Raw genomic sequence first — 19,921 nt, forward strand, 5'->3', positions numbered from 1 at the left:
CGTCCCCGAATGGAAGTCGTAGAGAAGAAAAATAAGAATAAGAAGTATAAACCTATCCTGGAAGGTATACCCGACTGGCCTGTATATCAGTTAAGTAAAAACCGGAAGGAGTTTATAGAAGAAGTTGCAAAGAAGTCTATTGCACGTGTTAAGGAACTGCGTCCGACAACGAAACAACTTTTAGACGAACTTCAAACTACTGTTTACCGCGAACAGCAACGCATGAAGCGTAACCGCTGGCGAGTTGACCCGGTAGATGAACCTCGCTTTTGGGCTACCATTAAAGACGACATGGTAGGGCTTGATACCAAGCCTGCCGAAGAAGCCCAGGCTAAAGCTGAGGAAATTCTGCATCGAATTGTTTCGCGTTACGCCAACGAAATTGCCGGTAACTTTAATGCGAGCTCATATAAAGTAACGCGCGAGATTGTTAAGTTCTGGTTTGCCCGCTTATTAAATGGCGCGCGGGTTAAAAAATTCGGAGCATTCTTCCGAAACCGCTATACCCTCCGTGATAAGATACATATTGTTGGCAAGGTAAAGCAACTGCGTAACCTCGCTACCAAGGGTACTGTCATTATGGTACCGACTCACTTCAGCAATCTCGATTCTATATTGATAGGTTGGGTAATCCATTCGTTAGGATTGCCTGCATTTATATATGGTGCCGGACTGAATCTCTTCAACATCAAGATATTCGCTTACTTTATGAATAGTCTTGGTGCCTATAAAGTAGACCGCAGAAAGAAGAACCTGCCCTACCTCGAAACGTTGAAACTATATTCAACCCTGGCGATACAGAAAGGTGCGCATAGTTTATTCTTCCCGGGTGGAACACGTTCGCGTTCTGGCGCCATCGAAAAACAATTGAAGCTGGGCTTGCTCAGCTCGGCCGTTGAAGCACAACGAAACCTCTACCTGGACGCTGTTGATAGCAACAGCACCGAAGAAGTTCGTAAAATATTTGTAGTACCGGTAACCCTCAATTATCACTTTGTACTGGAAGCTCCCGATCTGATTGATGACTATCTTTCTGTTAAAGGTCAGGATCGTTATTTACCTGAACAGGATAAATACGGGAGCTGGCAGTTGCTGCAATTCCTCTTCAAGTTCTTCACCAAAGGTTCTAACATATCTGTTTCCATTGGCCGCGGACTTGATGTAATGGGTAATTATGTAGATGATGACGGTAATAGTCTGGATGCACAGGGAAGGGTAATTGATACGCGTGATTACTTTGTAAGCGATGAACATGTAACGATCGATAAGCAGCGCGAAGACGAATATACCCGCATGCTCAGTCAGAAGATCGTATTCGAATATCATCGCATCAACCGTGTATTCGCCAGCCACCTGGTTGCCTTTGTTGCGTTCGAGATGTGGCAGAAGAAACACTCGAAGCTTGATCTGTTTGGATTGCTTCGCTTACCGGAGGAAGACCAGGTTATACCGTACGAAGAGTTTCGCGAAACCTGTAAGCGTGTGCGCAAGCATATCTATAAATTAAAAGATGAAGGCAAGGTATACCATGCAACGCACCTGAAAGGACAGATCGATCTGGTGATTCGTCATGGACTTGATAACGTTGGTATATTTCACTTGAAACGTCCGTTGTTGCTGAATCGCGAAGGAAATATTATCACAAAAGACTTCAACACATTATATTACTATCACAACAGGCTGGTTGGCTATGACCTTGAAAAGTTTATCTGACGATAAACCGGTTGGCGTAATCGGGGCTGGTAACTTCGGCAGTGTGGTGGCTAACCTTCTGGCGCAGCACCGGAAGGTATTGCTATATGCACGCGATGAAAAAGTTATTCAGCGTATACGCGAAACGCGCGAGAACCGCGGGCATAGCATGCATCCGAACATCGAGCCCATTAACGACCTTGCTGCTATAGCTGAGCAGTGCGATATATTGTTTCCGATTGTACCCTCGGAGCACTTTCGCTCGATGATGAAACATCTCTCACCGCATCTTCACCCCTATCATATATTAATTCACGGAACAAAAGGTTTTGACCTTACGCTTACCAACGGACAAAGCATCGAGACAATTACGAAGCTTAACCGAAGCCAGGTAAAAACCATGAGTGAAGTAATTATGGAAGAAAGTGTTGTGGTGCGCGTAGGCTGTCTGGCCGGACCTAACCTTTCAAGAGAACTCGCGGCTAATCAACCCGCAGCAACAGTTATAGCGAGTCACTTTAATGAAGTAATTACACTCGGTAAACGCTTACTCCGTAACGATCACTTCCAGGTATATGGCAACAACGACCTGGTGGGTGTTGAATTGGCCGGTGTACTCAAGAATATAATTGCTATAGCAGCCGGTGCGTTAAGCGGACTCGGCTATGGCGAAAATGCAAAAGGTTTATTGGTAAGTCGCGGCATGGTGGAAATGATATACCTCGGTCGCGCGTTAGGAGGAAATACAAAAGCTTTTTTAGGTGTAGCCGGTGTAGGCGATTTGGTTACAACCTGCAACAGTTCATTAAGCCGAAACTTTACAATTGGTCACCGTCTTGCAAAGGGCGAAACGCTGAAAGAAATTCTGGCGAGCACCGATGAAGTGGCCGAAGGTATAAATACCATACGCATCACCAAGAAATGTGCAGACTACTACGGTGTGCGTGCTCCGATCACTACCACACTCTATAAAGTTTTATTCGAAGATCTTACCATGAAGCAGGCACTGCGATACCTGATGCGCTACCCGTTGAATGTGGATATTGATTTCCTTTAGTGATCGTTAATCGTTATCTATTATCCGTTATACGAAGAGAGATAGTCCGTGCTCGGTATATATGTATACATAAGAAACGTCTGTAAAAATCAAAGTACATATAAATTAAAAGGCACCGAATTTCTTTGTGAAACCTGGTGCCTTCTTTGTGTTCTTTGAGTAATTGGATTTCGTTATCCGCCAACCTTTATACTAATTACGATTAACGGATAACGATAAAGACTACTTCACCACGTTAATCTTCAACGTGTTGGTACGTGCCTTTTCCTGAATAGGCATACTTGCCAGGATGATAAACAGATCACCGCTCTGTACATGTCCTTCTTTCTTCAGTATATCTTCCACATCTGCTATCGTTTCATCGGTAGAGTTTATCTTATCGTAGAAATAAGCCTGTGTACCCCAAACGAGGTTCATTTTGGTAAGCAATGCTTTGTTCGATGTAAACACAAAGATGTTAGCGTTTGGTCTGTAGGCAGATGACTGGAATGCTGTGTAACCAGATTGGGTCATACCTACTATAGCCTTTGCTCCTACATCTTTTGCCAGTTTACAAGCTGCCAATACAAAGTTATCGTGTATATAGGTTGGCGAATTCTTATTCACATCGCGGAAGCGGTAGTATATATTCGGGCTCTTCTCAACCGAAGCAACGGTACGAACCATACTGCGGATTACTTCGATCGGATATTTACCGGCAGCAGTTTCTGCAGAAAGCATCACAGCATCAGCACCATCCATCACAGCGTTGGCAACGTCATTGGTCTCTGCACGTGTAGGACGAGGGTTCTCGATCATACTTTCCATCATCTGCGTTGCTACGATAACCGGCTTGCCTGCGCGATTACATTTTTCAACGAGCATCTTTTGTACCATTGGTACTTCTTCCAGCCAGATCTCAACACCCAGGTCACCACGAGCCACCATCACCGCGTCAGTCAGCGTAATGATTTCATCGATGTTACTCAGTGCTTCCGGCTTTTCAATTTTTGCTACGATGCGTGCGTTTGATTTTTTCTCGTCAATGATTGAACGTAACGATTCTATATCAGAAGCTTTGCGTACAAACGAAAGCGCAATCCAGTCAACATTATTTTCAATACCGAAGTACAGGTCAGCTAAATCTTTTTCGGTTAATGACGGAGCAGAAACTTTTGTGAAAGGAAGGTTTATACCTTTTCTTGATTTTAACGGACCGCCATATACTACTTCCGTTACAACGTCTATATCACGTACTTCTTTTACTTTCAATTCAATTTTACCATCGTCAACCAGGATGGTATCACCAGGTTTAACATCTTTCGGAAGATTTTTATAGGATGTGCTGGCGATTTCGCGATTACCGATGAGGTCACGGGTAGTGATGATAAGTTCTTGTCCACGTTCGATAACGATACCCGGTTCCATTTCATCCACTCTGATTTTAGGCCCCTGGAGATCCTGGAGAAGCGATACCGTTGTACCCATCTCTGCGTTTAGTTCGCGAACGAAGTTAATAACCTTCAGGTGGTCTTCGTGTTTACCATGAGAGAAATTCAGGCGAAAAACATCTACTCCTTCTTTGATCAATGCGCGAAGCATTTCTTTCGAGTTTGAAGCAGGCCCTACGGTGGCAACAATTTTAGTCTTGTTGAACGATACTTTTTCTAGCATAAAGGTTTAAGATATTTCGTGTGGATGGTTAATATGAAATAAATCAGTGTGCATCGGAAGAATCAGAAAATAAAATTTGATTTAGACTTGAGACCGTCCAAAGGTATGAAGGTCACAAACTGAACAGAAGATATCGACTTGATCAACTCCAGCAACTGCGGATGGGTGTACTGATCTTTCATAGCCGCCAAAATTATAAAATCGAAATGAGGAAATTCAGGGATTAGGAAATACTTTCCGGGGTCAGGTTCAGAAGGTTTGTTTTTGAATAGTTTCAATCGATTGAGTTGAGTTTCAAAAGAATAGAAAGAAAAGTACTTTTCGTCATTATTTTTGAATCCGACCGCCAAATCGGGCTGTTTTACCAGTTGTATGTGCAGTGCCTGGTTAAGTTCCCAGGCAAGCTTATAACCCCTTGCTGTCGAGGTGAGTCCCAACAGTTCAAAGTCGTATTCATAGTCTATGACAAGCTTGGTTTTCTTCATTTTTCAGATCAAAACACTCCTTAATGTGACAGAGAGCCGTTTCAAAAAAGTTTGATAATATTCACGTAAATCTCTTTCTTTGCAACTGATTTTTAAATCATAAACCTTAAAAACATGTCTGAAATTGCACAAAAAGTAAAGCAGATCATCATCGAAAAACTTGGTGTTGAAGAATCTGAAGTTACTCCTGAGGCTAGCTTCACCAACGACCTTGGAGCTGACTCACTTGACACCGTAGAACTTATTATGGAGTTCGAAAAGGAATTCAATATTTCTATCCCAGACGACCAGGCTGAAAATATCTCCACTGTTGGCCAGGCCATCTCTTACTTGGAGCAAAACGTAAAGAAATAATTGACCACTGCCTTTATACAACCACACCCCATAGATCATGACATTGAAGCGAGTAGTCGTTACAGGACTTGGTGCACTCACACCCATCGGCAATACGTTACCAGCGTTTTGGGATGGATTGAAGAATGGTAAAAGTGGAGCAGCTCCCATAACACGCTTTGATTCAACGCTCTTTAAAACAAAGTTTGCCTGCGAGGTGAAGAACTTCGACATCGGTAACTTTATGGATCGAAAGGAAGCGCGTAAGATGGACCCGTTCGCGCAATATGCTATGGTGGCTGTGGATGAGGCTATAAAAGATGCAAACCTCCCGCTAACTGAACTCAACCCGAATCGCGTTGGCGTGATTTGGGGGTCAGGTATCGGGGGGTTGTTAACTTTCCAGGAAGAAGTTAAGGTATATGCCAAAGGCGATGGAACTCCAAGATTCAACCCTTTCTTCATTCCTAAAATGATTCCCGACCTGAGTGCAGGTCACATCTCTATCAAGTATGGTTTCCGCGGGCCGAACTATGTAACGGTTTCTGCCTGTGCTTCTTCTACCAATGCACTTTACGATGCCTTTACCTTTTTACGTTTAGGTAAAGCTGATATCATCGTATCAGGTGGTTCGGAGGCTGCTGTATGCGAAGCAGGTGTTGGTGGATTCAATTCCTTAAAAGCTCTCTCCGAGCGTAACGATTCTCCGGAGACTGCATCACGCCCGTACGATAAAGACCGCGATGGTTTTGTACTGGGTGAAGGTGCCGGTGCATTAATACTCGAAGAGTACGAGCACGCGAAGAAACGTGGTGCTAAAATATATGCGGAAGTAATCGGTGGCGGTATGTCATCGGATGCTTACCACATTACAGCGCCACATCCCGAAGGTGCCGGTATCATTCAGGTAATGTACAACGCATTGGAAGATGCCGAGATCAAGCCTGAACAAATAGACTATATCAATACACACGGAACTTCTACTCCGCTTGGTGATATAGGTGAGATCCGCGCCATTCAAAAAGTATTTGGTGAGCATGCTTATAAAATGAACATCAGCTCTACCAAATCCATGACAGGCCACTTGCTGGGTGCCGCGGGTGCCATTGAAAGTATAGCATGTATCATGGCGATCAATGATTCAATCGTCCCTCCTACCATCAATCACTTTGAAGACGATCCTGATCTTGATCCTAAGCTGAATATGACCTTTAACAAAGCACAGGAACGTAACATCAACATCGCGTTGAGCAATACATTCGGCTTTGGTGGTCATAACTTCTCTGTGATCTTCAGGAAGATCTAGTCCCTTTTTTATCCTGCTAACAACCTGTGCCGCTATATTGTGCTATAGCTATAGGGTTTACTATGCGTTGCTATATCCGCGTGTATGGGTATAGTTGTGGTAGGCTCTATGGTAATCGTTTAAACAATAATCTTAGATAACACGACCGGTAGCAGGATATTAATACCAATAATCTTATTAAATTAGCATCCGACTATAAAATGAACTGATATACAACTTGGTCTGGAAAATCCTTAAGCTTCCGAAAGGAAAATCGAAGAATGATGAGAAGCTGATCAGGGCTATAAAGAATATTGCCGGCCTTACACCTTCCAATCTTGAACTATACCGTTTGGCAACAGTTCATAGTTCTATTGCCAAAGAAAATGGTCAGGGTTTCAAAGAGTCGAATGAGCGCCTGGAATATCTTGGTGATGCCATCCTCGGTGCAGCGGTAGCAGATTACCTGTTCAAAAAATTTCCGTTCAAGTCAGAAGGTTTCCTTACCGAAATGCGATCGCGCATCGTAAACCGCGAAACACTCAACCTCCTTGCGCGTAAAATCGGTGTCGGTAACATTGTTCAATACGATCAGAAGAACTCTCATCTGCAGCAGGTTATACTCGGTAATACACTGGAAGCGATTGTGGGTGCTATTTACCTTGACAAAGGATACCTGCGCACCAAGAAGTTTGTAATCGATAAACTTATCGGTCCTAATTATGATCTCGATGAGCTGGTAAATTCCAACTCCAACTTTAAGAGCAAGATCATTGAGTGGGCGCAACGCGAAGGAAAAGAAGTGCGCTTCGAAATATTAAACGTTAAGAAAGGCAAGAACCACAAAGAGTTCACCGCGCAGGTGCTGGTTGACAATGAAGCCAAAGGAACGGGCTACGGCAACAGCAAGAAAAAAGCCGAGCAGGATGCTGCCTTGAAAACGTGTGAGATGCTGAATCTTCTCTCCTAATCAAAAACATTTCATTTTTCTTCCTGTAAAGTCATTAAAAGCTGTTCAGCAAGGTGACAAATTAATCTCCATATTTGTTGGATGTATACAGGCATAAGGCAGGCATAGTCTTATAGGTATACGTATATAGTAAATGACTTTGGTAACGCGAAGTTGTTCAATTGCACTTAATTGATTTGAGATTTTAATACGCACATCCGCCATGATAAAAATTGGAGGGGCCACCGTCAACCAGATTCCGTTCGATTGGAATAACAATACCCGAAATATACTCGAGGCCATAGAAGAAGCGCGCAGGCAACAGATCAGGATACTATGTTTCCCCGAGCTATGCGTTACCGGCTATGGCTGCGAAGATCTTTTTCTCAGCGACTGGCTGGCCGAACACGCCTGGAAAGAAGTACTGAAAATACGGGACTATACACAAGACATCACAATATGTATAGGTTTACCGATACGCCTGGAAGGCATAACGTATAACGGCTCGTGCGTAATCAGCAATGGAAAAATTATAGGTATAACATTCAAGCAAAACCTGGCACGCGATGGTGTACACTATGAACCGCGCTGGTTTGATCCGTGGGTTCCGTATCGTACGGTTGAACTTACGCTGGGCGGTGAAAAGGTACAGGCCGGAGATCTTATCTATGAAATTGAAGGCGTTAAGTTCGGCTTTGAAATATGTGAAGACGGCTGGCGAAAAAATTATCGTCCGGGTTACCGGTTGATGGAGCGCGGAGTAAATCTGATCTTGAACCCAAGTGCGAGTCACTTTGCTATGGGCAAGAGTACGCTTCGTGAAAGAGAGGTTGTGCTCGATGGTTCCGTTTCCTTTAACTGTGTATACCTCTTTACAAATTTACTCGGCAATGAAGCCGGTAAAATGATATACGATGGTGATATTATTATAGCACAGAAGGGAAAGTTACTCGCAGTTAACAAGCGACTCTCCTTCCGTAACTATACTATACTGGCTTGCTCGGTTGATTTTAAGAATCCGGAGCAAAGCGAAGTTATACCCTCCGCCGATGTAAAAGATAGAAATGAAGAGCTCACACAGGCGGTGGCACTCGCGCTATACGACTATGCGCGAAAGAGTAAAGCAAAAGGTTTTGTGCTCTCGCTGAGTGGTGGTGCCGACTCATCATCGTGCGCTGTATTTGTAGCCGAAATGGTAAAGCGCGCAGTTGCCGAAGTTGGTTGGGACATATTCAACAAAGCACTGGGTATAGAAGCGAATGATATAAAAGAAGCTGTTGGTAAATTATTAACGTGCGCATATCAAGGCACTATAAATTCATCGTCACAAACTTTTAATGCCGCCAAATCGCTTGCGGATTCTATTGGTGCCGAGTTTCACCAATGGACGATTAATGACGAAGTAAATTCATACTCCCGTAAAATTGAAAATGCCATTGGCAGAAAACTTACGTGGGAGCAAGACGATGTTACGCTACAAAATATACAGGCGCGTTCGCGTTCACCCATTATCTGGATGCTTGCCAACGTAAAGCGTGCTGTGCTGCTCACAACGTCTAATCGCAGCGAAGGCGATGTTGGGTATGCCACTATGGACGGTGATACCAGCGGAAGCCTATCGCCTATTGCAGGCCTTAGCAAAGTATTTATACTCCAATGGCTTCGCTGGGCAGAAAAGAATCTGAATCAAACCGGGCTGAACCTGGTCAATAATCTTCAGCCTACAGCAGAACTGCGACCACTGGAGCGCAACCAAACCGATGAGGACGACCTGATGCCGTATGCTGTATTGGCTGAGATCGAGAAGTGGGCTATTCTTATGCGCAGGTCTCCGCTGCAGGTATATGAAGTAATGAAGATCAACCATGATCCGGCCATGCTGAAGAACTGGATCCGGAAATTCTTCAGGCTCTGGTCTGCCAACCAATGGAAGCGCGAACGCCTCGCGCCTGCCTTTCACCTGGACGATCTGAACGTAGACCCGCGCACGTGGTGCCGCTTCCCGATTTTATCATCAGGATTTACAGAGGAACTGGCGAAACTCGATCAATATTAAACCGGTATTATCCTGCGGTAATTTTATTGTCAGTCAACGGCTTTTTGGTTTTAAGCTTTTCACTTTACGCCTCAACAGGCTATTTGATTTAAGCTTTCTGCTATATTTGCCGCTATGGGTATACTGAGTTACATCATCTGGAACGCTAGTCCGGAGATCTTTTCGTTCGGTTCTTTTGCACTTCGCTGGTATGGATTGTTTTTTGCATTAGGCTTTCTCATCAGCCAGCAGATTCTATACTATATGTACCGTAAGGAAGGCAAACCTGAAAAGGATGTCGATACCCTTACTATTTACATGGTGATTGCCACCATTCTGGGCGCACGCCTCGGCCATGTTATTTTCTATCAACCTGAAATAATATGGACTGATCCACTCGGCATTTTTTTACCCTTTGAGTTTAACCCGTTCCGCTTTACTGGTCTCCAGGGACTCGCGAGCCACGGTGGGGCTATCGGTATCCTATTTGCCCTGTGGTTATATAGTCGCAAGAAGAAACCCGGACAGAATTATCTCCAGGTACTGGACCGCATTGTTATACTCGTAGCATTAACCGGAGCATTGATCAGACTCGGTAATTATTTCAACTCCGAGATCATTGGTCTGCCTACTGATAAACCCTGGGGTGTTGTGTTTACAGGCCGTTTAACGGAAACTATAAAAGACAAGCGACACGATGTTGATGGGATTGTAGACGATGTAGTATATCATCGGAATGATTCAGTGCCTGCTGTTGGTGAAGGTCGCGTACCGCTATATGTATATATATTCTTTAAGCCGTCAGCCAACGAGACGCAGATTGACGAACTTGTGAACGGCCCGGTACGACAAATGCTCTCCTCACAACTCTACGAGTTTTTTGACGAGACTCCGAAATTACGGCTTGACTACCAGGTTGCTAACCCGGATAACAAAGGCTTTGTTGCCAAGATCCCTACAACCGGTATAGCACGTCACCCTGCACAATTGTATGAATCTATTTCATGCATCATTCTGTTCCTGGTGTTACTCGCCATCTGGGCGCGTTACAAAGAGAACCTGGTGCAGGGCCGCATCTTCAGTATATTTTTGATCTGGTGCTTCGGCATGCGTTTCCTGTTCGAGTATCTGAAGGAAAACCAGGAAGCCTTTGAAGCAACCCTACCACTTAACATGGGGCAAATCCTCAGCATTCCGCTTGTATTGGTGGGTATTGTTATCCTGGTATTATCGTTCAGAAAAAAGGCGTCATAAAAATCCGGTTTTTACAGAAAGTAACATTAAACTTGTCTAAGTACTACGAGTCTTAGCGTTACAAAATGCTGGTAATTTTATTCGTTCTCCTAAGCTTTTTTGCAGAAGCAGAGCCTGTTCAGAACTCTGACGCAGAGCTTTTGCCTGACTCTGTAAAAAGACCTGCTTCGGCTCGTGTAGCACCGATGGATAGCATCGGGAGATTTGTCAGGATCAATCGCATCTTTATCATTGGTAATCGCATTACGCGCGATCCGATCATTCTGCGCGAGCTCACATTAAAGTCCGGTGACTTTATTTATAGCACCGACCTGCAACATATACTGGAGACCGATAAGAAGAAGCTGATCAACACGCGCTTGTTCAACACGGTAGAGATTCGCACACTCGAACTTGAAACCGATCTGGTAGATCTGCTGATCGATCTCAACGAACGGTGGTATACATTCCCCTCCCCGATATTTGAACTATCGGATCGTAACTTCAATGAGTGGTGGCAAAATTATAATCACGATTTCAGTCGCGTTAACTACGGTCTTCGCCTCTATCAGTATAACATGCGGGGTCGTAACGAAACACTTCGCTTCATCGCTCAATTCGGTTTCTCACGCAGGTTCGGTATTACCTATCGCTTTCCCTATATCGACAAAAAACAGCGTCATGGTTTAGCGGTTGACTTCGATTTTATCGAAACAAAAAACCTGGCGTACCGCACGGCCGATCACAAACTTGAATTCCTCGAATCCAAAGATATACTTCGCACCACGCGTGTAGGAGGATTGACCTATACGTACCGGCCATCGTTCTACGAATCGCATCTGGTATCCCTGTTCTATCGCAGTACCAATGTTCGCGATACCATCGAACTCCTCAACCCGAATTATATCGGCAAAGAAAAAGATACACAGCAATACGCATCGCTCACCTATCAATTCAATTCAGACCACCGCGATTATGTAGGCTATCCGTTGCGCGGCTATTACCTCCAGGCATTCCTTACTAAAAATGGTCTCACCTCCTCAGACGATCTGAACAAGTTTGAAGTAAGCGGAACCTTTGCAAGCTTCATCGACCTGAACAAAGGATTTTATCTTTCCAATTATACGGTAGGCTATTGGAGCTCGCCCGATGATCTTCCCTATATGAACTACGGTGCACTCGGTTATCAGAAGCAGATCATTCGCGGCTACGAAGTATATGTTATCGAGGGACCGGAATATATACTTAACAAAACTACATTCAAGAAAAAGATATTCTCACGTGCGTATAACTGGCGTGCTATGCCCATTCCGCAATTCAGACATATACCACTTGCTATTTACCTGAAGACGTATGCTGATGTAGGATATGTAAGCAACTATCCGCACTATGAAATCAATAGTCGTTTAACCAACAAATTATTATCCGGTGTAGGAATGGGTATTGATATCGTTGGTTCGTATGATATGGTGCTGCGCTTCGAGTATACGTATAATGCAGAAGGCAACCGCGGGTTCTTCTTCAACCTGAAAAAAGAGTTCTGATCTTTCATTCGTTGCTGCATCGTTTAAAGTTACGTTCAACTCGTTACTATCCTTATCTTTGTTCGCTTTAAAAATCTAAACGACATGAAGAACATTGCTGTGATTGGCTCAGGCACCATGGGAAATGGTATTGCACATAGTTTCGCGCAACATGGTTATACGGTTACATTGATAGACATAGCGGAAGATGCTTTGAAGAAAGCACTAAGCACCATTGATAAAAATCTCAGCAGACAAGTAGAGAAAGGTTCTATAACTGAAGATGTAAAGAAGCAGACGCTGGCAAACATTACAACGCATACGGATTTAAAAACCGGCGTGAGCAATGTTGACCTGGTAGTGGAAGCAGCAACGGAGAACACGGAACTGAAGCTCAAAATTTTTCAAGACCTTGATGCAGCAACAGCACCGCATACCATTCTCGCGACTAACACCTCCTCTATATCCATCACAAAGATTGCTTCGGTAACCAAGCGCACTGATAAAGTTATCGGCATGCACTTTATGAACCCGGTGCCGATCATGAAGCTGGTAGAAGTTATACGCGGCTATAACACGAGTGATGATGTAACACAAACCATCATGAAACTATCGCGCAGTCTTGAAAAGATACCGGTAGAAGTAAATGATTACCCGGGCTTTATAGCCAATCGCATTTTAATGCCGATGATCAACGAAGCTATATATTCTTTGTACGAAGGAGTAGCCGGTGTTGAAGAAATAGATTCCGTGATGAAGCTCGGTATGGCTCACCCGATGGGACCGTTACAACTTGCAGACTTTATTGGTCTCGATGTTTGCCTTTCTATTCTGAATGTACTTTACGAAGGTTTCGGCAATCCCAAATATGCTCCATGTCCTTTACTGGTAAACATGGTTCAGGCGGGGCACAAGGGAGCAAAATCCGGAAGCGGATTCTATACATACGTGCAGGGAAGCAAAGATTTGAAGGTTTCGAAGCGCTTTGAGAAACAGGAAGCCTGAAAAAAGTGAAAGGCCAGTTACTCGATTCGGGTAGCTGGCCTTATTAACACTTCTCTCCTGCCCTTTAACCAGTGGCGAAGCCACCAGCCTCTGCGCAGGACACTGTGAAACGCTATGGCAAAAAGCTAATCACTGTGTGGAGAGGACTTTAAAGTACGGGCATAACCTCGAATTTTCCTAAGGAATTTCGGAAACTTTCCCGGGCGTAAAAGTTGACTTTTTCAGAGGCCCCGAAAAGGCACTTTTTGAGTCAGGAGGTTTTTCAAAAAATCCAATAAAATACTGAAAAACAGACAGTTAATTATTATACACAATCGATCCACATTTTATCCACAACATCATTTTTGGACGAGAATTTCATGATAGAAGACAACTACAGACATCGCGGTTTGCGCAATAAACTGGTTAAGAAACTTGCCCTGAAAGGCATCAAAAGTGAGGCGGTTTTGAAGGCTATCGGTACGGTACCCCGCCACGTTTTTTTTGAAAATGCGCTGCTCGAACATGCGTATGAAGACAAGGCTTTTCCGATTGGCGAAGGGCAGACGATATCACAACCTTATACCGTAGCATTTCAGTCTGAGAAGCTGGAGATCAAACCAGGCGACAAAGTTCTGGAGATCGGCACTGGCTCCGGGTACCAGGCATGTGTACTGCTTGAGTTGGGCGCGAAAGTGTATACCATCGAATACAAACAAAAGCTTTACGAAACTGCTAAAGACTTTTTACCACGGATGGGCTACAAGCCAAACTTCTTCTTTGGTGACGGCTCGAAAGGACTTCCCGCGAAAGCGCCTTTCGATAAAATTATAGTTACGGCCGGAGCACCCGTTGTTCCAACAGCGCTTACCGATCAATTAAAAGAAGGCGGTATACTGGTTATACCCGTAGGCGATAAAGAGAAACAGGTAATGTTGCGCATCCGTAAACAGGGCGGAAAGCTTTTAAAAGAAGAGTTTGATTACTTCGCATTTGTGCCGTTGCTGGGCGAACAAGGTTGGAAAGGATGAAGGTATCCGTGTAATGCAACTTTCAAACGATTGATAGATCACAATAAAATGGTTCAACAGGAGTTAACATAAAAATTCGTTTCTTTGCCATTCCGTATGACAAACAACATCGTTGAAAATATCCTGAAACTGCTCAAAGGTGAATTTATCAAGTTCGTTTTTGTAGGAGGTATATCTGCTGTTATCGAGTTCTCGCTACTCATTCTCTTTGTAGAGAAACTTGGTATCGACTATCTCATCGGAAATATAGGAGCGTTCGCGTTAACTAACATCGTTACCTATATACTTAGCAAGCGCTATGTATTCAATGCATCGGCAAGTGCCAACAAAGCACAGGAGGCCGGACTCTTCTTCTTATGCCTGCTCGGTGGCCTTGTTGTAAACCAAATCGTGTTGTGGGCCCTGGTGGAATTTACTTCCGTAGATTACCGCATCGCGAAAGTTATAGCAATCGCCATTACGGTAATCTGGAATTTCTTTACGCGCAAACATCTTGTATTCCGTAATCGCGCGGTAGCCACCGTGGAGCAACCGGCTCCTACAGAGTATTCAGAAGAAAATCTTTAAAGCTGGTATAGTCGCTCTTCAGCGCTATACTCTTCTTGCTTTGCTGCAGGAAGTGCTGCAGAGGCTTGGGTATATCAATGGATTTACCCAGCGTATCATCTACAACTTCCTTGAACTTGGCCGGGTGCGCTGTCTCGAGGAAAATTCCCGTTACATCTTCTCCCTGTTCTTCGAGGTATTTGATCAATCCGAGGTAGCCAATCGCTCCGTGCGGATCCAATATATACTCTGTTGAAGCAAATACATGGCGCATAGCAGCACGCGTCTCATCATCAGAGAATGAATAGCCGGCTATATCGGCTGAAAGTTTAGTAAAATCGTTCTGGAAGAGATCAAGCATGCGGGCGAAGTTGCTTGGATTACCAACATCCATAGCGTTGCTGATGGTTTGCTGAGACGGGCGCGGTGCAAATACGTTCGTGCGCAGGTACTCCGGCACTACATCGTTCACGTTGGTGGTCGCTATAAATTTACGGATGGGCAACCCCATGCGCTGCGCCAGTAGGCCGCCCGTTAAGTTACCGAAGTTACCGCTCGGTATGGAGAACACGAGATCCTTCGCTTTATCTTTCATCTGCGCATACGCGTAGAAATAGTAAAACGACTGCGGTATAAGTCGCGCTATATTGATTGAATTGGCAGAGGTGAGAAAATACTTCTTCCGTAACACATCATCCAGAAACGCTTCTTTTACCAGGCGTTGGCAATCATCGAACGTACCATCAATCTCCAGTGCCGTAACGTTCTGTCCCAGCGTTGTAAATTGTTTCTCCTGTATATCACTTACTTTACCGGAAGGATATAGTACAATTACCTTCGTTCCCTTTACGCCTAAAAATCCGTTGGCAACCGCACTGCCGGTATCACCGGATGTTGCTACGAGAATAACGATCTCCTGCTTCTGCTGGCGTGCAAAGTAGCCCAGCAACTGCGACATGAAGCGTGCGCCAAAATCTTTAAACGCCAATGTAGGTCCGTGAAAAAGTTCAAGCGCATACGCGTGATCATCTACTTCAACCACCGGTGCATCAAACTGGATGGTGTGGTCTACAATGCGTTTCAATTCATCGGCCGGCACATCATCACCGATAATATTTTTAGCTACCGTAAAAGCAATCTCCTGAAATGATTTGGTGTCAATGGTATCAAAGAACTCCTTCGGTAATACCGGAATGTACTCGGGCATATAAAGTCCGTTATCCGGGGCGAGTCCTTGTGTTACAGCTTCCTTTAAATCAACTTTTAAATTCGGGTTGTTCGTACTATAAAATTTCATCGATGGTGGCCTGTTATAAAGTTGTTCTTTTTTCTAAGTATATATTTCGTGCTGCGGGATTGCGTTTTATGCACTCAGTATTTTGGCACCTTCGCCATTGATGCGCGACACAAACACATCGCTCTTCAGTTTCAAAAGATCGAACTGTTGTTGCATCGCCTTGCCTACACGTTCGGCAACAGCGCGCTCGGACGAGAGCGCAAATATAGTGGGGCCTGATCCGGATATACCGCATCCCAGTGCACCGGCCTGCATCGCTTCTTCCTTGATTTTATGAAAACCCGGAATCAACACCGAGCGAATCGGTTCGGCCACAACATCATGAAGTGAACGTTGAATCAATCCGTAATCCGGTTTCATCAACCCTACAACCATACCGGCTATATTTCCCCATTGCGTGATCGCATCTTTGATGGGTATGCTGGGCTTCAGCACACGTCTGGAATCTTCTGTCTTAAGTTCCAGGTGTGGATGTACCAGCGTACAATACAGTTCAGCAGGCGTAGGTATACTCGCTACATCCAGCGGTGCATACCCGCGGATAAGTACGAAACCTCCGAGCAAGGATGGCGCAACGTTATCGGCATGCGCAGAACCACACGCAATGCGTTCTGATTCCATCGCGAATGGCAGCAGTTGTTCACGCGTAAGCGGATTACCATGCAATTCGTTGATGGCAACAAGAGCCGCAGCCGAACTCGCAGCACTCGACCCCATACCACTGCCTAACGGAAGATGTTTATAGAGCTCGATGTTTGCGCCTAGTTTACTGTCGATCGCTTTTAAAAATTCAAGCACGGCTACACCGGAAGTATTCTTCTCCGCTTCCCGTGGAAGTCTTCCATCATCGCCAACAATTTTTGATATCGTAACACCCGGGTTATCGGTGAGCGTTACGATCACTTCATCTGCCGGTGCTTCTACGGCAAATCCAAAAATATCAAAGCCGCAGGATACGTTCGCTACCGTAGCGGGTGCAGATGCTTTTACTGATTTCATTCTTTGGTCGTTATCGGTCAAGCTTTATTAGTCGTTAACCGTTATTAGTTAATCGTTATTCGTGTGAGTGTGTCGTGGGTGCGAGGTATATATTTAGCCGTACCGGATAACCATTAACGATTAACAGATAACCATTAACGGATAACGACTCCCGCTACTTCGCGTAGTGTCCTATACGGATCACATCGGCAAATACACCAGCTGCTGTTACCGCTGCTCCTGCTCCGGGGCCGCGTATTACCATCGGGCGTTCATGGTATCGTTCGGTAGTAAGCAGTATAATGTTGTCGCTACCGGAGAGTGAATAGAACGGATGCTGGCTGTTTACCGAACCGAGTTTCACACTCACTTTGCCTTCGTTCAATACCGCCATATAGCGAAGCTTCTCTCCTTTGGAAAAGGCTTCATCGCGAAGTTTCTCGAACGATGCATCGTGTTTCTCGAGTGTCTTGAAGAAATCATCTACACTTCCTTTCTGACAATCAACCGGCACCAGGTTTTCTACCTGTATATCGCTGAGCTCAAATGATAATCCGGTTTCGCGAGACAAGATCAATATCTTACGCGCTACGTCCATACCACTTAAATCATCGCGTGGGTCTGGTTCGGTATAGCCTTTTTCTTTGGCTTCTTTTACTACATCGCTAAACTTCTTGCCGTCAGTATAGGAGCTGAAGATAAAGTTCAGCGTTCCGCTCAATACACCTTCAATGCTGATCACTTTGTCACCACTCAGCAGCAAATCGTTCAGTGTGTTGATCACGGGTAGTCCAGCCCCTACGTTGGTTTCGTACAGGAACTTGACACCACGTTTAAAGGCTGTCTTTTTGAGGTTGGTATATTGCTCCATCGAAGCCGAATTCGCTTTCTTGTTCGGTGTTACAATGGAAATATTGGCAGACAATATAGTTTCATATACAGCCGTAACTTCTTCGCTCGAAGTACAATCCACAAAGATGCTGTTCGGTAAATTGAGACTTACCATTTTATCAGCAAACTCTTTCATGTTCATTGACTGGCCATCTTTCTTCATCTCGTCTATGCACGATGACAGTTTAAGGCCTTCTTCATTGAACAGCATTTTCTTACTGTTCGCTACAGCCACTACATTTACTTCCAACAGATTTTCTTTCGCGAGCTTATTATACTGCTCCTCGATCATATTTACCAGGGAGTTGCCGATCAGACCGGTTCCCACCAGGAATACATTTAATACTTTACGATCCGACAGGAAGAATGCTTCGTGCAACGCATTCAACGCTTTGGCTACATCGGCCTGACGAACCACGGCCGATATATTTCGCTCGGATGATCCCTGCGCAATCGCCATTACGTTCACACCGTTCTTACCCAACGAACTGAACATGCGTCCACTGGTACCAGGACTATGTTTCATACCATCGCCTACAACGGCTACGATAGACAAATCCGTTTCTACCTGTACTTCATCAATTTCTTCGTTGCGTATCTCGTACTGAAATTCTTTATCGATAGCCGACTTGGCCTGACGTGTGTACTGATTTTCAATAGCAAAACATATAGAGTGCTCCGATGATGCCTGGCTGATCAGGATCACGCTTATCTTTTCACGTGCCAGTGTAGCAAACAATCGCATAGACGCTCCTACTACTCCTAACAAACCACTTCCCTGCACGTTGAGTAAACTCACATTGTTCATCGAAGATATACCTTTGATGAGTTTACCGTTCTTGGCATTGGCGTGAATAACCGTTCCCTCAAAAGTCGGGTTAAACGTATTCTTGATCCAGATAGGTATATGATTTACCATGGCGGGTTGCATGGTAGCCGGGAAAATTACTTTCGCTCCGAAGTGCGATAGCTCCATCGCCTCCTCGTAGCTCATCTGCGGCACAGTAAACGCCTTCTTTACCATGCGCGGATCGGCTGTCATCATGCCATCTACATCGGTCCATATTTCAAGATCCGTTGCATGTAAAGCACCGGCAAAGATGGCAGCAGTATAATCAGAACCACTGCGACCGAGCGTTGTTGTTTCACCCGTCTCGGACGTACCTATAAATCCGGTGATGATCTGCAGGTCTGTATGATTTTTAAAGTGATCGTTGATGAGTTTGTTCGTTACATCAAAATCTACTTTCGCATAACCAAAGTGTCCATCGGTGCGCACTACTTTGCGCGCATCGAGAAATTCAGCTGCTACACCTTTATCTTTAAAAGCTTCTGAAATAATATAGGCAGACAGGCGCTCACCAAAGCTCATGACGTAATCCAACGTGCGGGGTGTACGCTCTTTCACCAGGAAGACACCGTGCAGTACATCTTCCAGTTCATTGATCATAAACTTTACCTGGGCCAGAATGCTGCTTTGTTTTTGTACACCGATCAATTCGCGTACAGCATCGAGGTGACGCTTCTCGATATCAGCCAGTTTTGTTTTGTATTCGAGATTACTTTCCAGTGCGAGTTTACTAATGCCAATCAACACATCGGTAACTCCGCCAAAAGCGGAAAAGACTACAGCAACATCGCCTTTCAGATAAGGCTTTACTATTTCTATAACCGATTGTATTCTCGCAGGGGTAGCTACCGATGAGCCACCGAACTTTAATATTTTCATGAACAATTAATTATTCAGGGTGTAGTATTCTATTTTTAAACTGTTGGTTTACGATATCATCTCCTGGAGACGGACATAATCCTAATGGGGCCGGGGTATAGAATGAGCACGGGGTCACCCCGTAATGATGGTAATGGTAATAATAGAAATAATAGCTATCGGGGTAATGCAAGCAATCGTCTTCCCGAATGAGAAGAAAGAAGATGATGCTATATTTTGT

The 19,921-nt window shown here is 44.6% G+C and carries 16 protein-coding genes; 11 read left to right on the forward strand and 5 right to left on the reverse strand.

Translation table 11 applies throughout. The annotated features are described in order from the left end of the window. The first annotated feature begins 9 nt into the window (after positions 1-9). Both ACFQ21_RS03985 and ACFQ21_RS03990 read left to right on the forward strand, forming a co-directional pair. On the forward strand, positions 10-1,713 hold the full coding sequence (locus ACFQ21_RS03985) for a 1-acyl-sn-glycerol-3-phosphate acyltransferase (RefSeq protein WP_377575163.1): 1,704 nt from the start codon (positions 10-12) through the stop codon (positions 1,711-1,713). Next, positions 1,691-2,749, forward strand: a complete 1,059-nt coding sequence (locus ACFQ21_RS03990; RefSeq protein ID WP_377575166.1) for an NAD(P)H-dependent glycerol-3-phosphate dehydrogenase — start codon at positions 1,691-1,693, stop codon at positions 2,747-2,749. The genes ACFQ21_RS03985 and ACFQ21_RS03990 overlap by 23 nt, the downstream gene beginning before the upstream one ends. 222 nt (positions 2,750-2,971) lie before the next feature. On the opposite strand, the gene pyk is transcribed toward ACFQ21_RS03990, so the two are convergent. Together pyk and ACFQ21_RS04000 are read right to left on the reverse strand one after the other, a co-directional pair. Continuing rightward, entirely contained in the window at positions 2,972-4,402 is a 1,431-nt protein-coding gene (gene pyk / locus ACFQ21_RS03995) for a pyruvate kinase (protein WP_377575170.1), read from the reverse strand. Between the two features lie 62 nt (positions 4,403-4,464). Then, the gene (locus tag ACFQ21_RS04000; protein WP_377575173.1) at positions 4,465-4,887 is read right to left on the reverse strand and encodes an IPExxxVDY family protein; all 423 of its coding nucleotides are present in this window, start codon (positions 4,885-4,887) and stop codon (positions 4,465-4,467) included. 114 nt (positions 4,888-5,001) lie between these two features. Between ACFQ21_RS04000 and ACFQ21_RS04005 the strand changes: the two genes are divergently transcribed. From ACFQ21_RS04005 to ACFQ21_RS04045, 9 genes are all read left to right on the forward strand, one after another. Beyond that, entirely contained in the window at positions 5,002-5,241 is a 240-nt protein-coding gene (locus ACFQ21_RS04005; RefSeq protein WP_025537672.1) for an acyl carrier protein, read from the forward strand. A gap of 37 nt (positions 5,242-5,278) precedes the next feature. Further along, a complete protein-coding gene (fabF, locus tag ACFQ21_RS04010; protein ID WP_377575176.1) occupies positions 5,279-6,526 on the forward strand; it encodes a beta-ketoacyl-ACP synthase II in 1,248 nt (415 codons plus the stop codon). Between the two features lie 217 nt (positions 6,527-6,743). Next, positions 6,744-7,475 carry a ribonuclease III gene (rnc, locus tag ACFQ21_RS04015; RefSeq protein ID WP_377575179.1) on the forward strand — a complete coding sequence of 244 codons (732 nt, stop codon included), beginning with the start codon at positions 6,744-6,746 and terminating at the stop codon, positions 7,473-7,475. Between the two features lie 202 nt (positions 7,476-7,677). Beyond that, positions 7,678-9,510: an NAD(+) synthase gene (nadE, locus tag ACFQ21_RS04020; protein WP_377575182.1), complete on the forward strand. Its 1,833-nt coding sequence runs from the start codon at positions 7,678-7,680 to the stop codon at positions 9,508-9,510. Positions 9,511-9,624: 114 nt separating this feature from the next. Then, entirely contained in the window at positions 9,625-10,743 is a 1,119-nt protein-coding gene (locus ACFQ21_RS04025) for a prolipoprotein diacylglyceryl transferase (RefSeq protein ID WP_377575185.1), read from the forward strand. A gap of 65 nt (positions 10,744-10,808) precedes the next feature. After that, positions 10,809-12,266, forward strand: a complete 1,458-nt coding sequence (locus tag ACFQ21_RS04030; protein WP_377575188.1) for a BamA/TamA family outer membrane protein — start codon at positions 10,809-10,811, stop codon at positions 12,264-12,266. 84 nt (positions 12,267-12,350) lie between these two features. Continuing rightward, the gene (locus tag ACFQ21_RS04035; protein ID WP_377575191.1) at positions 12,351-13,250 is read left to right on the forward strand and encodes a 3-hydroxyacyl-CoA dehydrogenase family protein; all 900 of its coding nucleotides are present in this window, start codon (positions 12,351-12,353) and stop codon (positions 13,248-13,250) included. 359 nt (positions 13,251-13,609) lie between these two features. Then, positions 13,610-14,260: a protein-L-isoaspartate(D-aspartate) O-methyltransferase gene (locus tag ACFQ21_RS04040; RefSeq protein WP_377578260.1), complete on the forward strand. Its 651-nt coding sequence runs from the start codon at positions 13,610-13,612 to the stop codon at positions 14,258-14,260. A 96-nt stretch (positions 14,261-14,356) separates the two neighbouring features. After that, positions 14,357-14,827, forward strand: a complete 471-nt coding sequence (locus ACFQ21_RS04045; protein ID WP_377575194.1) for a GtrA family protein — start codon at positions 14,357-14,359, stop codon at positions 14,825-14,827. Here the strand turns inward: ACFQ21_RS04045 and thrC are convergent. From thrC to thrA, 3 genes are all read right to left on the reverse strand, one after another. Beyond that, complete coding sequence (thrC, locus tag ACFQ21_RS04050; protein WP_377575196.1) at positions 14,799-16,103, reverse strand: threonine synthase; 1,305 nt, start codon at positions 16,101-16,103, stop codon at positions 14,799-14,801. The two genes, ACFQ21_RS04045 and thrC, sit on opposite strands and share 29 nt — an antisense overlap. A 66-nt stretch (positions 16,104-16,169) precedes the next feature. Then, complete coding sequence (locus ACFQ21_RS04055; RefSeq protein WP_377575199.1) at positions 16,170-17,102, reverse strand: homoserine kinase; 933 nt, start codon at positions 17,100-17,102, stop codon at positions 16,170-16,172. A gap of 154 nt (positions 17,103-17,256) precedes the next feature. Further along, positions 17,257-19,701 (reverse strand): bifunctional aspartate kinase/homoserine dehydrogenase I, encoded by a 2,445-nt coding sequence (thrA, locus tag ACFQ21_RS04060; RefSeq protein WP_377575202.1) that lies wholly within the window; start codon positions 19,699-19,701, stop codon positions 17,257-17,259. Positions 19,702-19,921: the final 220 nt, after the last annotated feature.

Source organism: Ohtaekwangia kribbensis, from assembly GCF_042676245.1.
In the GTDB taxonomy this organism is placed as follows: domain Bacteria; phylum Bacteroidota; class Bacteroidia; order Cytophagales; family Cyclobacteriaceae; genus Ohtaekwangia; species Ohtaekwangia kribbensis.